At 61.1% G+C, this 13,723-nt stretch carries 13 protein-coding genes; 1 reads left to right on the forward strand and 12 read right to left on the reverse strand.

The window, feature by feature from the left end:
• Positions 1-49: 49 nt before the first annotated feature.
• Positions 50-502 (forward strand): DUF1801 domain-containing protein, encoded by a 453-nt coding sequence (locus CS903_RS03625; protein ID WP_099332171.1) that lies wholly within the window; start codon positions 50-52, stop codon positions 500-502.
• Here CS903_RS03625 and CS903_RS03630 read toward each other — a convergent pair.
• The 12 genes from CS903_RS03630 to hrcA all read right to left on the reverse strand — a co-directional run bounded on the left by CS903_RS03630 (position 495) and on the right by hrcA (position 13,675).
• Positions 495-1,301, reverse strand: a complete 807-nt coding sequence (locus CS903_RS03630; protein WP_099332172.1) for an isoprenyl transferase — start codon at positions 1,299-1,301, stop codon at positions 495-497. The two genes, CS903_RS03625 and CS903_RS03630, sit on opposite strands and share 8 nt — an antisense overlap.
• 9 nt (positions 1,302-1,310) lie before the next feature.
• Positions 1,311-2,819, reverse strand: coding sequence for a C69 family dipeptidase (locus tag CS903_RS03635; RefSeq protein WP_099332173.1), 1,509 nt, complete (start codon positions 2,817-2,819; stop codon positions 1,311-1,313).
• A 67-nt stretch (positions 2,820-2,886) separates the two neighbouring features.
• A complete protein-coding gene (gene recO / locus CS903_RS03640) occupies positions 2,887-3,636 on the reverse strand; it encodes a DNA repair protein RecO (RefSeq protein WP_099332174.1) in 750 nt (249 codons plus the stop codon).
• Positions 3,637-5,385, reverse strand: a complete 1,749-nt coding sequence (leuA, locus tag CS903_RS03645) for a 2-isopropylmalate synthase (protein WP_164996661.1) — start codon at positions 5,383-5,385, stop codon at positions 3,637-3,639.
• 195 nt (positions 5,386-5,580) lie between these two features.
• A complete protein-coding gene (locus tag CS903_RS03650) occupies positions 5,581-6,900 on the reverse strand; it encodes an LssY C-terminal domain-containing protein (RefSeq protein ID WP_099332175.1) in 1,320 nt (439 codons plus the stop codon).
• 2 nt (positions 6,901-6,902) lie between these two features.
• A complete protein-coding gene (era, locus tag CS903_RS03655) occupies positions 6,903-7,847 on the reverse strand; it encodes a GTPase Era (RefSeq protein ID WP_099332176.1) in 945 nt (314 codons plus the stop codon).
• Complete coding sequence (locus CS903_RS03660; RefSeq protein WP_129587583.1) at positions 7,847-9,166, reverse strand: hemolysin family protein; 1,320 nt, start codon at positions 9,164-9,166, stop codon at positions 7,847-7,849. Before CS903_RS03660 ends, era begins: the two co-directional genes overlap by 1 nt.
• Positions 9,163-9,615 (reverse strand): rRNA maturation RNase YbeY, encoded by a 453-nt coding sequence (ybeY, locus tag CS903_RS03665; protein ID WP_207203749.1) that lies wholly within the window; start codon positions 9,613-9,615, stop codon positions 9,163-9,165. The genes CS903_RS03660 and ybeY overlap by 4 nt, the downstream gene beginning before the upstream one ends.
• Positions 9,605-10,627, reverse strand: a complete 1,023-nt coding sequence (locus CS903_RS03670; RefSeq protein ID WP_242491735.1) for a PhoH family protein — start codon at positions 10,625-10,627, stop codon at positions 9,605-9,607. The genes ybeY and CS903_RS03670 overlap by 11 nt, the downstream gene beginning before the upstream one ends.
• 5 nt (positions 10,628-10,632) lie before the next feature.
• The gene (locus CS903_RS03675; protein ID WP_242491736.1) at positions 10,633-11,442 is read right to left on the reverse strand and encodes a 16S rRNA (uracil(1498)-N(3))-methyltransferase; all 810 of its coding nucleotides are present in this window, start codon (positions 11,440-11,442) and stop codon (positions 10,633-10,635) included.
• 5 nt (positions 11,443-11,447) lie between these two features.
• A complete protein-coding gene (gene dnaJ / locus CS903_RS03680; RefSeq protein ID WP_099332180.1) occupies positions 11,448-12,575 on the reverse strand; it encodes a molecular chaperone DnaJ in 1,128 nt (375 codons plus the stop codon).
• Entirely contained in the window at positions 12,572-13,675 is a 1,104-nt protein-coding gene (gene hrcA / locus CS903_RS03685) for a heat-inducible transcriptional repressor HrcA (RefSeq protein ID WP_164996662.1), read from the reverse strand. The genes dnaJ and hrcA overlap by 4 nt, the downstream gene beginning before the upstream one ends.
• Between the last annotated feature and the right edge of the window lie 48 nt (positions 13,676-13,723).

The following is a 13,723-nucleotide window of genomic DNA, read 5'->3' on the forward strand; positions in this document are numbered from 1 at the left end:
GCACTGGCTTCCGCAATTAGGCTTTCCTCAAGTCACTAGAGGGGGAACCATGGCAGATAGGCACCGGTCTGAAAGCAGTGGATTTAGCGCCGCCGAACGCGAATCGATGAAGCAGCGTGCCGCAGAACTGCGGGCGGAAAAAGCCGATGGAAAAGGAGCTGCCAAGCGGGCGCGCGAACTTCAGGCCTGTGAGGACGCGATTGGTTTGCTCGATGGCACCGACCGTGAGATTGCTGATCTTCTGCACCGGATCGTCCACGAGTTTGCTCCCGAACTAGATCCGAAGACCTGGTACGGCTTTCCCTCTTACGCCAAGGATGGGAAGGTCGTTGTCTTCTTCCAGCCCGCTTCACGCTTCAAAGCCCGCTACGCCACCGTCGGGTTCAACGAAGACGCCCACCTTGACGAGGGCGTGATGTGGCCGACCTCGTTCGCTGTCATTGAGGTCAACGCTGCCGTCGAGAAGCATCTCACCGACCTCGTCCTCAAGGCCGTCAGCTAGTTGGGGCCTGGTCCTCCCCGACGGCATCGATAGCTCCCCCGAAGCGTCGGTCTCGGTCCTGGAAGGCCTGCAGGCGCTCCCAGAGCTCTTCCCTCCCAAACTCGGGCCAGGGAACGGGGACGAAGTCAAGCTCTGCATACGCTAGCTGCCAGAGCAGGAAGTTGGAAATTCGGGACTCCCCCGAGGTGCGGATCAGCAGGTCAACATCGGGGACATCTGCCGCATAGAGGTGCGAGGCTATGTCGGCCTCACGGATTGACGACGCCTTCCGCTTGCCATCAGCTACCTCTTGGGCCAGATCCCGGGCCGCATCGGCGATTTCAGCGCGACCCCCGTAGTTGATGCAGAGCAACAGCTCTGTCTTGGTGTTGTGCTTCGTCTTCTCTTCGGCGGTCCGCAGCTCTTTAAGCACCGACTTCCACAGCCGAGGACGCCGCCCCACCCAGCGCACCCGCACCCCCCAGTCATTCAGGCGGTCGGTGTGTTTGCGGATAACATCGCGTGAGTAGCCCATCAGGAAGCTGACCTCAGCTGGCGAACGCTTCCAGTTCTCGGTGGAGAAGGCGTACATCGAAATATACTTCACCCCGGCCTCAACAGCGCCGGCGACGGTGTCCATCAGAGCCAGCTCTCCGGCCCTGTGCCCCTCGGTCCTCGGCAACCCACGGGCATTAGCCCAGCGGCCATTTCCATCCATGATCACCGCCACGTGCTGGGGCACATGACCAATGAGGCCCTGCGGCAGGGTAGCCGAGCCTTCGCCGGGAGCAGCCAGCTGCTGGGTTGGAGTGCGGTCCACCTCGACCTCCTACTTGACGGACCGTTTGAAGCCGTTGCGCATCCCGTTGCTACTGATCAGCAACACACTGTCCAACGCAGCATCGGTGTGGGTACGTACCACCTGGGAGATCTCTTCATTCCCCGCTTCGAGGACCTTCTGAACAGCCTGCTCGTCCTCAGCAGACGCTTCTGCCATAAGGGCGTCGGTACGTTTGACCATGGCGTGCCCGGCGGCCTGTGCAGCCTGCTGGTACTCGTCAATCACGTTGATGGTCTCAAAGTAGTGGGCATCGGCCAGGGCCGCAATCAGGCGACTGGCCCAGTAGAAGCTGTCTGTGTCGACCCTGCCCGTGGTGTTCGAAAGGTAGTCCGGCATCTTCGAGACGTTGGTGTAGAGGGGAACCAATGCGTTGAAGGGGTTGGAGGCGTAGGCCATCCACTGAACGGCCCGTGAAGACTCTGGACGGTAGGGACGAATCTGCAAGACCGCCAGCTGACTGTGCCGGTTTACACCGATGGGGCGGAACAGGCTTCGTTCCTCCTCGGTGCCAACGGTTGAGTACGGGTCGTAGACCGTGCCCTGGAAGTGGGAGGAGAGCAGGTACTTGATGTCCTCGATGGTGATCTTGCGTTCCGGAACGCGGCACCAGGGCAGGTTGTCAGAGTCGGGCTTTAGCCGAGGGTCCGCTCCCTGCCAGTCGGGACTGTTCGGGTTCAACTTCTTCTGGATGAACCAGGCCCTCGGGGTGTTGTAGACATGATCGGCATCCGAGTGGGAACCAAAGGCATCACGGGGATTGAGGTTCCCGCCCCGGGAAAGGTCGAGGAAGTTGTCATCGATAAATGTCTTGAGGTCGGCGGAAGCCAGGAAGTTCCGCCCCTCTCCGAGCGCATCATCAAGGTCGAACTCATCAATCCCCAGCTGGTTTGGCATGGTGACATAGACGTCGTCGGGAACGCGACGGGCGATCCAGTGGTGTCCCCCCACCGTTTCCAGCCACCAGATCTCATCGACGTCAGAGAAGGCGATCCCGTTCATCTCATAGGTCCCGTGCTGCTCAAGAAGAGCCCCGAGCCGCAGGACTCCCTCACGCGCTGAGTTGATGTAGGGCAGCACCAGGGTGACGAAGTCTTCCTCACCGATTCCCCCCGGAACCTCGGGGACGTACCCGTCCTCTCCGGGGGTCCCCTGAGCAGGCTGCAGTTCAACGAGGGGGTCCGCGCCGAGCACCCGTTCGTTGCTGGTGAGAGTTTCCGTTGCGCTCATGGCGACGTTTGCTGAGTTGATACCGGCCTGCGCCCACAGTCCCTTATCAAGCAGAGCGTTGGGGGCTGCGGAGTACCGCATCGGGTCATCCGGCAGGTCGATGGTGACGTGGGAGAGAACACTGGTGTAGGTGCGAGGTTGGTCTTCCGGGTGAACGATTACCACCCGCTTGGGGTTGAAAATGCCGGTCGGCGAGTCCTCATTTCTAGCCACAATGGTTGACCCGTCGTAGCTAGCGTTTTTGCCCACCAGAATTGTCGTGCAGCCCATCGGGACCTCCTTGAATCAACTGACCAATAATATGCCCGGTCCCAGCTGCTGCCAGACCGCAGACCCGCTACTTCTCGTTGGGCTCAAGACTGGCGAAAGGCAGAGCCTTGAGCCGGTGTTCCAACTGCCACTGGACGGAGGCCCCAGAAAGATCAAGGGCTTCTCCCCACAGCTGTTGCGGCTGGGCCTGCGCTAGCGGCCAGTCGGCCCGCAGTAGCGCATCCATCAGGACCAGCACCCCCGGGTTGACCCGCACGGCGTCCTCGGTGGGGCACTCATCGCACAGGCTTCCTCCCGCACTGGCAGAAAAGTGACCGTGCCACCCCGGGGTTTCACAGTGTGCGCACGCGTCCAATGTGGGGCGCCATCCCTCCAGTGCGGAGAGCCGGAGCAGGTACGAGGCCGCAATAAGGGCCGGTGGTCTGCTGCCCGAAGCTAGCGCATGAAGGGCTCCGTGAAGTAGCGCGAACTGTTCGGGAGAGGCGAGCTCGTGCCCCTCGGTAATCCTCTGTGCGCCCTCAACGATTAGCTTGGCGTTCGTGAAGGCGCCGTACTGCTGCGCGATCGCGGACGAGTAGGCCGAAATCGTTTCAGCCTGCGTCAAAGTCACCAGTTCACTGCGTCCGCGATAGCACTGCACATCAACCAGATTAAACGACTGAAGGCGCGCCCCAAACTTTGAAGAGGTACGGCGAATCCCCTTGGCGACCGCCCGGAACTGTCCGGTCTTTTCACCCAGTAGAACGAGAATCCGGTCTGCTTCTCCCAGTTTGTAGGTGCGCAGGACAATCGCCCTATCGCGAAAGGACTTCTGCACTTATCGCAGAGCTCGGTTCAAAGCTGAAATGATGGCCTTGTAGGATGCCCGCGCGATAGAGGAGTCAATGCCGACCCCCCAGACGTTCTTCCCCGCAATCGATGCCTCAATGTAAGAGGCCGCATCGGCACCCTTACCCGAGGACATGGCGTGCTCGGAGTAGTCAAGAACCCTGAGGTCAAAGCCTAGTGAACGCAAACCCTCAACGAACGCATCGACGGGACCACTGCCACTGGCGGTCATGATCTGCTGGGCGCCCCTGTCGAAGATCTCCGCACGAAGCTGAGCGCCCGAATCATCCGAGGTGACGGTTGATCGCCCGAGGACGAAGCGACCCCAGGGTTCAAGCCCCGCACAGGAGTCGTTGGGTAGGTAAGCATCGGCAAAGATGCGCCACATGGTTTCCGCGTCGATCTCTCCGCCCATCGCCTCGGTCTGGGCCTGGACGATCTGGGAGAACTCAATCTGCAGGCGACGCGGCAGTTCCAGTGCATGGACGGAGGACATGATGAAGGCGACACCCCCCTTGCCCGACTGGGAGTTGACGCGAACCACGGCCTCGTATGAGCGACCCACATCGTGCGGGTCGATCGGCAGGTAGGGAATCTGCCAGAGAACCGCTTCATCCGAACCGGCCTCAGTCATCTGATCCTCACGGACGGCGAACCCCTTACGGATGGCGTCCTGGTGAGAGCCGGAGAAAGATGTGTAGACAAGGTCTCCCGCATACGGGGTGCGGGCGTGGACCTCCATACCCGTGCAGTACTCAACCGTGCGACGAACCTCGTCAATGTTCGAAAGGTCGACCTGGGGGTTGACTCCCTGCGTGTACAGGTTCAGTGCCAGCGTGACGAGGTCGACGTTGCCGGTACGTTCACCGTGGCTGAAAAGGCAGCCCTCAACGCGGTCGGCCCCCGCGAGAAGCGCGAGTTCCGCAGCTGCAACAGCCGTGCCGCGGTCGTTGTGGGGGTGAACCGAGATGGTGACAAACTCTCGTCGAGAGATGTTTTTGGACATCCATTCGACCTGGTCGGCGTAGACGTTCGGAGTGGCGCGTTCGATGGTGGCGGGAAGATTGAGGATGATCTCGCGGCCCGGTCCCGGCTGCCAAACATCCATGACAGCTTCGCAGACCTGCAGGGCAAACTCCGGTTCAGTATCAATGAAGATCTCTGGTGAGTACTCAAATCCGAAGATCGTTTCATCCCCGAGGAGGCGCTCGGCCTCCTCCATCACGGTGCGGGTTCCCTGCTGGGCGAGGGCGATCGTCTGCGCCTTATCGTTACGGAACACGACCTCGCGAAACAGCGGTGAAGTGGCGTTGTAAAGGTGTACCGTGGCCCGCTTCAGACCGACAAGGGACTCGATGGTGCGGGTAATAATGTCGGGGCGTGACTGGGTGAGGACGGAGACTGTCACGTCATCGGGCACGGCTCCGGAGTCGACCAGGGAGCGGACGAAGTCGAAGTCTGTCTGGGAGGCGGCGGGGAAGCCAATCTCTATTTCCTTGTAACCCATACGCACCAGCAGGTCGAACATGAGGCGCTTCCGTGAGGGATCCATGGGTTCAACCAGGGACTGATTGCCGTCACGAAGGTCGGTGGTGAGCCACCGAGGAGCCACTGTGATCTGCTGGGACGGCCAGCTGCGCTCCTGAAGCAGCGGCGGATTGGTTTCAAGGAAAGGCCGGTACTTTGAGACCGGCATTGCGGAGTCTTGCTGGAAGTTTTCGGGACCACTGGTGAGCATCTGTTTGCTTTCTTAGCCTTGAAGTTACAGATGATCGGAACGACAAACTCCGCGACGTGCCTTCCGATCTGGACTAGGCTTCGCCGCGGCAGCTAAGCAGCATGTTCTGTGTGGTCACGGTCGCAATCTATCGCGATCCTTACAGTGGCGCAAACAGGTTTCAGCATGAGACCTGATCTGAACCTGCGCTGATCCCTAAGCTTTTGCACGCCGTTTGGCGCGACGTTGGTCCGCAACCCAACCGCTGATCTCAGCCGCGTAGTCGGTAACCGCCTCGGATGACAACGCCAGCACCAGCAGGGTGGCAAGGGCGATGTGGCTGATTCCGGTGCTCGAATCCACCACAAAGCCAGCCTGGAACCAGGCAACCACGTGAATCAAGACGTTGACCCCGTAGATGACCATGAGAATGCGCCTGGCCCACGCCGAACCAAACCACAGGGAGGGAACAGACAGTGCGAGGGCAGCCAGGTAGACAACCGAGGCCACAGGTCCGAGCGAACCGCCGTGCACCATGCCGAGAACCGTAGTGATCGCAGTGAGGATACTGGCCACCAGGACCAGGTAGAGGGTGAACGGACGCTTGGTCTGCCTAAACTTTTGCCAGTAGGTCTGCGGCGGCGCCGGATCAGCGCTGCGAATCTTCGCTACTTCGTCCGGCGTCAGCTGCGGCACGGTGTCCGGCAGCGTTGTCACGTTGACGATCGGGAGGTTGCCGTCAGTATGGACCATGTCCCCACCGCCGTTTCGAGCGTGAAAGGCCGTGGAGAACTTATTGATCCACTCGACTTCAATCCTCTGGTCAACCCCCTCGACCGACTGGATAGTGAAATCACGTTCCCTATCGATATCGCCTGAGATTGCGTGGGTCACCTGCAGGGTAAACATGGAGAGGCGAACCCCTGTGTCATATGCGGCAGCCGCCAGCCACCCGACCTCGACGCCACCGGGCAGGGGCCAGTGGTCAGGCGTCTTCCAGAAGCGAACGTGGTGACGCTGGTTCGCGCTGCCCCCCACGTCCTTCTGGTAGGCGAAATCCTGAACCCGATCGAAAAGGTACAGGGGTGAGACCGGTGCATCCTTATAGGGGGTGTGGGTCAGTACGGAGCGGATGATCTTGAGGGAACTGGACAGTGTCACGGGCGTGGACAGGGTCCACCCAGCCGCCTGCATCACGCGGTGAACATTGGCATCCGGGCCGTCCCAGGCCATGTTGACCACATCTCCGAGGAGGCCCGAACCCGTCCTGGTCCTGCCGATGAAGTAGTCCGGCAAAAACACCGCGGTCATTAGCTTGTAGAGGCGCGGCAGGAAGACATAGGCCAACACCGCCCACAGCAGGACCACGTAGAGGGCGATAAGCCAGCGCCACCCCCGGGTGTCCAATGCCGCGAGAACCACGAGCCAGAGGGAGGCCACCCCTGCAAATAGAAAGAAAAAGGTGTTGACGAATGTGACCAGGCGATCGCGCCGAGTCCTTGTGGCTATGTCATCAGCCCCATTGTTGGCAGACACGGCTAGAAACCGAATCTCTGAAGAATCTTGGGGTCTGTCTGCCAGTTTTTGGCAACAGTGACGTGCAGGTGCAGGTAAACGCGCCTTCCCAGCAACTCTTCGATCTCTCGGCGAGAGTTGGAACCGATCTCCTTGAGGCGTGAACCACCCTTACCGATGATGATCGCCTTCTGACTGTCCCGCTCAACGAAAATCGTGGCGTGAACGTCAAGGACGCCGGGCTTCCCCTCCCGCCCCTTACGTTCCAGGAGTTCAGTGACCTGGACGGCCACCGAGTGGGGCAGTTCGTGGTGGACTCCCTCCAGGGCAGCCTCACGAATGAACTCCCCGATTAGGGTCTCCTCCGTCTCTTCTGTGATCTCGTCATCGGGGTACAACGGAGGAGAAAGTGGCATCTCAGAGACGAGGACGTCGAGCAGGCGGTCCAGATTCTCACCCGTCTTGGCACTGACGGGGACTACTGCGGACCACGCATCCAGCTCGCTGACTTCAAGCAGGTGTTCCGCGAGTCGATTTTTGTCAACCTGGTCAATCTTCGTCACCACTGCGATACGGGAAGCACTAACTCTACCCGCCTCACTGGTGATGAAGCGGTCCCCCGGCCCCACCTTCTGATCAGCCGGAAAGCACACCACAACGGCGTCAACAGCCACCAGGGCTTCCTGGACCATCTCATTGAGACGCTTCCCCAGCAGCGTGCGGGGGCGGTGAAAACCCGGTGTGTCCACAACGACCAACTGGCCGTTATCCCTCTGGACAATGCCGCGAATGTTGTGTCGGGTCGTTTCCGGTCGCATCGAGGTGATAGCCACCTTATGACCGACAAGGGCATTTGTCAGCGTTGACTTACCGACGTTGGGCCGTCCAACGATTGCTACGAATCCCGCTCTGAACTGATCCCTGTCGAAGGTAGTCATGTTGTCCCTTTCCTCGGCTCTACGAGCCATTAAACGCCACTATCGCCGTCCGGGCTCACTTCGCGCCGAACATAGATGGTGAGGACGCGCCTCCGGCGCCCCGTGGACTCACCGGCTTTGAGGATCACATCACCGACTGCAGCCTGATCCCCCGGCAGGGGCACCCTGTCGATAGCCTTCGCCAACAGGCCACCAGCCGAGTAGACATCGTCCTCGTCAATGCGGACATCGAGGAGATCTTCGAGGTCGTCGATCGGATACGAGGACGGAACCTTCCACACCCCGGGCTCCACCACCTCGACGGTCGCGACATCCACGTCGTGTTCATCGACCAGTTCACCAACCAGCTCTTCAAGGATGTCCTCGGCCGTAACCAAACCGGCGATCCCCCCGTACTCATCAACGACGAGGGCGAGGTGGGTGTTGTTGGTCTGCATGACGCGAAGCTCATCGTCTGCCAGCTTCATCTCGGGAACGAACTCGGCAGCCCGAGCCAGATCCTTCACCTCAATATCGAGGGCGCCCTCCCCCTTCAGAGAACGGCGGACCACATCCTTCAGGTAAACCACACCCTGGATGTCATCGAGTGACTTTCCAGTTACCGGCAGGCGGGAGTAGCCAGAGGTCATGAAGAGATCCAATGCGGCCCGAGCATCTTCATCTCCCCGCAGCGTAATCATTTCCGAGCGGGGCACCATGAGTTCCCCAACCCGGGTCTGTCCCAGTTCAAACACCGAGCGCAAAATCTTGCGGTCCTCTTCCTCGAGGGGTGCCGGGGTACCGTCCTCAGAAACCTCATCAAGAAGTTCCCGTAGTTCTTCCGCCACGACCAGGCGGGACTCGGGGTGGTGGTCTCCGTTTGAGGAGTCAGGGGTGCGTTGCCTGCGCCTGCGGGCCCGCCCGTAAATCCTCTGGGTCACCCTGGAGCCAATCAGTGCCACGGTGACATAGCGGGAACCACTGTTGAGTCGAGTTGACATCCCCAGCCCGGCTAGTTGCACCACGGCCACGATCGCCATGGTCACCAGCAGTGTGAGCCACCACTGCCAGTTCATGCTCCAGAACTCGGCGGAAAGGGCAACGGTCAGTGTCACCATGCCGATGGTGGTGGCAAGGACGCGGATGGGGGCTAGGGTGCGCCCTGTTTCCCGGCGGTCCATCAGGGTGGGAATCAGCCGTTTCGCACCGCGGCGCCCCTGCAAAACCAGATCCTCTGCGTAGGCGATGGTCATGCGTGACAGCGCCGTGTCCACAGCGGAGAACCAGGCACCGAGGAACATCCCAGCCACACCAAATATGGCTAGGACAAGACCTATCTCAGAGGGGAGGACATCCCTGACGGTACTCACCTCTGCGACAGGAACGTCAGGAGAAGCTTGCGCTGCAGGGCAAACATCACTTCCTCTTCCTCGGGTTCTGCATGGTCGTAGCCAAGCAGGTGCAGAATCCCATGGGTTGCCAGCAGCAGCATTTCCTCAACCGCCGAGTGCCCGGCTGCCAGGGCCTGCTTCCTCGCCACCGTGGGGCAAATGCAAATATCTCCGAGGGTTCCCTCCGGTGTGATCGCGTCGGGTCGTCCCGGCTTGAGTTCATCCATCGGGAAGCTCATCACGTCGGTGGGGCCTTCGAGATCGAGATAGCGGATGTGCAGGTCCGCCATCGGCTCTTCCTCAATGAAGAGAATGGTCAACTCTGAATCAGTCGAAACATGCATCTGGGTGAGGACGTAGTCGGCCAGCTCGGCGAACTCAGCCAGGTCAATCTCTTCATCAGTCTCATTAAGAACCTCAACGGTCACGGTTTCCCCTTCTTCGGTGCCTGTCGTAATCTTCCCCGCTGTTCGGGTGGCGCGCGTCCCACTCTTCGTAGGCGTCAACGATGTCGGCCACAATCTGGGTGCGGACAACATCGGCGCTGGTGAGGTAGCAGAAGGCAATCCCCTCCACGTTTCTCAAAACGTCCTCGGCGTGGGTGAGGCCGGAGCGCTGTCCCCGTCCCAGATCAACCTGGGTGATATCACCGGTCACCACCAGTTTCGAGCCGTTGCCAAGGCGTGTTAGCAGCATCTTCATCTGCGCCGTCGTCGTGTTCTGCGCCTCATCCACAATCACGAAAGAGTCGTTGAGTGTGCGTCCACGCATGTAGGCCAGTGGGGCGACCTCAACCGCCCCGGCTTCCATCAACCTGGGCAGCGCTCCCTCTTCGAGAAGGTCCTGTAATGCGTCGTAGAGGGGACGGAGGTAGGGGTCGATCTTGTCGGTCAGGGAGCCGGGAAGGAAGCCCAGGTTCTCACCGGCCTCAACCGCAGGACGCGTGAGGACGAGTCGTCTCACCGCCCCCGAAAGGAGTGCTTCGACCGCCTTGGCCATGGCCAGGTAGGTTTTGCCGGTTCCCGCGGGTCCGATCCCGAAGGAAACCTGGTGGGAGTCGATGGCATCAAGATAGCTCTGCTGCCCCGGGCTCTTCGCGCGAACGAATCGACCACTCAGCCCCACGGCGGACCTCGGACGGGTCACCTCGGGCGAACGCAGTATCGATACGGCCTCCGCGATGGTCTGCGAATCAAGGGGCGCACCCGCCCTGGCGGCCTCAATCATCTCTTCGATGATTCCCCCCACGAGCGGCAGATCCTCATCCGGTCCATTCAGGTAGATCGTCTCACCGGAAACGGAGATGCGGGTCGCTGGAAAACCCTTCTCAAGAATGCGCAGGGACTGGTCGGAGGTCCCCATGACGTCCACGTGCGTGACGGTCTCGGGCATTCGCAGGGTCTGGGACCGCCTGGTGGCTTCAGGGTGCTGGTCGTTCATGGTCTCTACCATCGACCCAATGCCACGTTCAGCGCAACCAGCGCCGCTGTTCCGGCCGTTGAAGACCGCATGACCGTGTCTCCCAGCTGGATGATCGTGCCCCCCGCTTCCACCAGCGTTGCCAACTCTTCGTCGGTGATACCGCCCTCGGGTCCAACGAGGACGGCGACCTGTGGCGCCCTTGCCAGCCGACTCCCCAACCGCTCAATCACGGCACTGTACCGCGAGGTCGCACTTTCGTGACAGATGAGTGCGATGCCGCCGCCCTCGACCAGCTCCTTTACCAGTGCGGCCAACTGTCGCGTGGTCTGCACCTGGGAAACCTGGGGAACCCAGGCGCGGCGGGCCTGCTTCGCTGCCGCGGTGGCAATCCGCTGCCACCTGGTAACTCCCGCTTCTGCCTTCCTGGGCTCCCAACGAACGATACTTCGGGACGCGGCCCACGGGATCACCCCGTCGACCCCAACCTCGGTCGCGCTCTCCACAGCCGCCTCGTCACGTCCCCCCTTGGCCAGGGCTTGGACAAGCACCAGGCGTGGCTGGGGTTCATCCTCGGTCAACACCCCCGTCACACGGACATCCAGGTCCCCCTCACGTCCGGCCACGACCACCGAGGTAACCCGGGTGCCTTGACCATCGGTGAGGTCTAACTCTTCACCCTGGCGAAGACGCTGCACCTTTCGGGCATGGTGAGCTTCCTGTCCCGTCAGGCGCAGCTGAGCACCCGGAGAAGCCACTTGCGCCAGGGGGACGGCGCTCGCTTCGGGACTGTCAACCAACTGGACGAGTGGCGTGATGAAGACCGGCCTGGTCACCCGCGTCAGCGTTTCCCGCGGAACTTGTCAAAGAAGCCGCCCGAACGCGAGCTAACGGGCTCCACACGCGCCTCACCGCGTAGGGCCGCCAGCTGCTCAAGCAGGGACTTTGACTCTGCGTCCAGTTTGCGGGGAACCTCAACCTCGACATGAATGTGCAGGTCACCCCGACTGTTACTGCGTAGTCTCTTGACCCCGAGCCCCTTGATGGTGATGACCTCACCGGGTTGCGTACCGGGGTGAATATCGACCTGTTGGTCCCCGTCTAGGGTTTGCAGGGTGAACCGAGTCCCCAGGGCAGCCGTGGTCATCGGGACCGTAATTGAGGTGTTCAGATCATTGCCGCGGCGCGCGAACATCGGGTCCGGTACCTCACGAACCTCCACGTAAAGATCACCGGAGGGGGCTCCCCTGGTGCCGGCTTGACCGTCACCACGAAGGCGAATCCTGGTGCCATTTTCAACCCCTGCGGGGATTTCGACAGTGACGCTCCGGCTGGCCTGAACTCGCCCCTCACCGTGGCATTCGGAGCACGGGGTGGGAATGGTCTGGCCTTGGCCCTGACACCTGGGGCAGGCGGTTGCGACGCGCATCTGACCCAGCAGCGTGTTCTGCACCCGGGTCACCGAACCAGTTCCGCTACATTCCACGCAGGTCACGGGGGTGGTGCCCGGGGCCGCACCGCTACCGCTACAGGTGGTGCAGGTCATCGCAGAGTCAACCAGGATCTCTTTGGTGGCACCGAAGACAACGTCCCTTAGTGACACCTCAACGGCAACCAGGGTGTCCTGGCCGGGACGGCCGTACTGGGGGGCACCCGTGCCCCCACCGAAGCCACCCATGTTGGAGAACATGGTTTCGAAGATGTCCTGGAAGCCAAAGCCGCCCCCCTGGAACCCGCCGTAGCCAGCGGAACCATTCCCCATGCCGGGACCGCCGCCAAGGTCGTAACGCTGACGCTTCTCAGGGTCGGAGAGGACCTCATATGCCATTGAAACCGACTTGAAAGCATCTTCGGACTCTGGCCCCGCGTAGTCGGGGTGAAGTTCGCGGGCCTTCTTGCGGTAGGCACGTCGGATGTCCTCGGTCGATGCGTCCCGGCTGACACCCAGTAGTTCGTAGTAGTCCGTCACTCGGTTTCTTTCCTAGCTTCCTGGCTTTGAACAGGGACATCCCAAGACGCCCCGGATTGTTTCAACAGTAGTCGCGACAAATATCCGGACACAGCCTCTACCGCCGCCAGCGAACGTCCGTAGTCCATTCGAGTCGGGCCGATCACACCGACGTGGCTGAGAGGTAGTTCTGCGTGGGGGGTGATAGTCCCGCCGGAACCGTAGGTCGCCGAGACCAGCGAGGCACCGGCGAGTCCCTCATGCAGGTTTTCAGCCCCGATTGACACCTGGACCGAAGCCAGTTGGACGTTGTGGAGAATGCCGATCAGTGCGGACTGGTCCTCCAGAACCTCAAGAACGCGCGCCACGTCGTGGAAGTCCACTCCGGCCCGGGCCAGATTGGCGGCGCCCGCGGTAACGATCCGCGAGGTCTCAAGTGAGCCCAGACGCTCCTGGACGACCTCGGAAACCAGGTCATAGAGCTGACGATCTGTCTCGCGAGTTAGCTCACGACCCCGGGAGGCGGCCTCTCCCACCCGACCCGCCGCTACTCCCTCGAGAGCCTGATTGATCGCATCACGCACGGAGCGGAGTGCCGAGCCATCTGGGCCGCGAAGCTCCGGTGGAAGGATCAGGTGCCCCTCAAACACTCCCCCAGCTGCGGTAACCACAATCACCAGCAGGCGGACCTCATCGAGGTCGACAAGCTCAACACGTCGCACCCGGTCGGGGATAATCTCAGGAAGCTCCGCGACGGCGGCCTGCCCCGTCAGCTTGGCAAGGACCCGAACTGCGCGCTCTATGACGTCCTCCAGTGATTCCACTGACTCCAGCTGGGCCGCTAGTAAGGCTCGGTTGTGCGCCACCTGGGCGGTAGAGAGGTCAAGGTAGTCAACGAAGATCCGGTAGCCCGCTTCGGTGGGGATTCTTCCGGCAGAAGTGTGGGGCTGACGGATCAAACCGCCCTCTTCCAGCGCGGCCATATCATTGCGGATGGTTGCCGATGAGACACCGGTGACATAGGAGCTGGCTACCGTTTTTGAGGACACGGGCTCTTTGCTGTTGACATACTCGATGACGATGGCGCGCAGGACCTGAAGGCGCCGCTGTGAACTCGACACCACTCACCTCCATACTGCGAACCCAGTGTCACTCACGACCTGCGAGTG

Source organism: Actinomyces minihominis (assembly GCF_900187855.1).
Taxonomy (GTDB): domain Bacteria; phylum Actinomycetota; class Actinomycetes; order Actinomycetales; family Actinomycetaceae; genus Scrofimicrobium; species Scrofimicrobium minihominis.

What these genes read in the sequence shown, in the direction of transcription:
- CS903_RS03625 (WP_099332171.1), top strand. Translation starts at nt 50, where the DNA reads ATGGCAGATAGGCACCGGTCTGAAAGCAGTGGATTTAGCGCCGCCGAA.
- CS903_RS03635 (WP_099332173.1), bottom strand. Translation starts at nt 2,819, where the DNA reads ATGGGCTGCACGACAATTCTGGTGGGCAAAAACGCTAGCTACGACGGG.
- leuA (WP_164996661.1), bottom strand. Translation starts at nt 5,385, where the DNA reads ATGCTCACCAGTGGTCCCGAAAACTTCCAGCAAGACTCCGCAATGCCG.
- era (WP_099332176.1), bottom strand. Translation starts at nt 7,847, where the DNA reads ATGGCTCGTAGAGCCGAGGAAAGGGACAACATGACTACCTTCGACAGG.
- CS903_RS03670 (WP_242491735.1), bottom strand. Translation starts at nt 10,627, where the DNA reads ATGAACGACCAGCACCCTGAAGCCACCAGGCGGTCCCAGACCCTGCGA.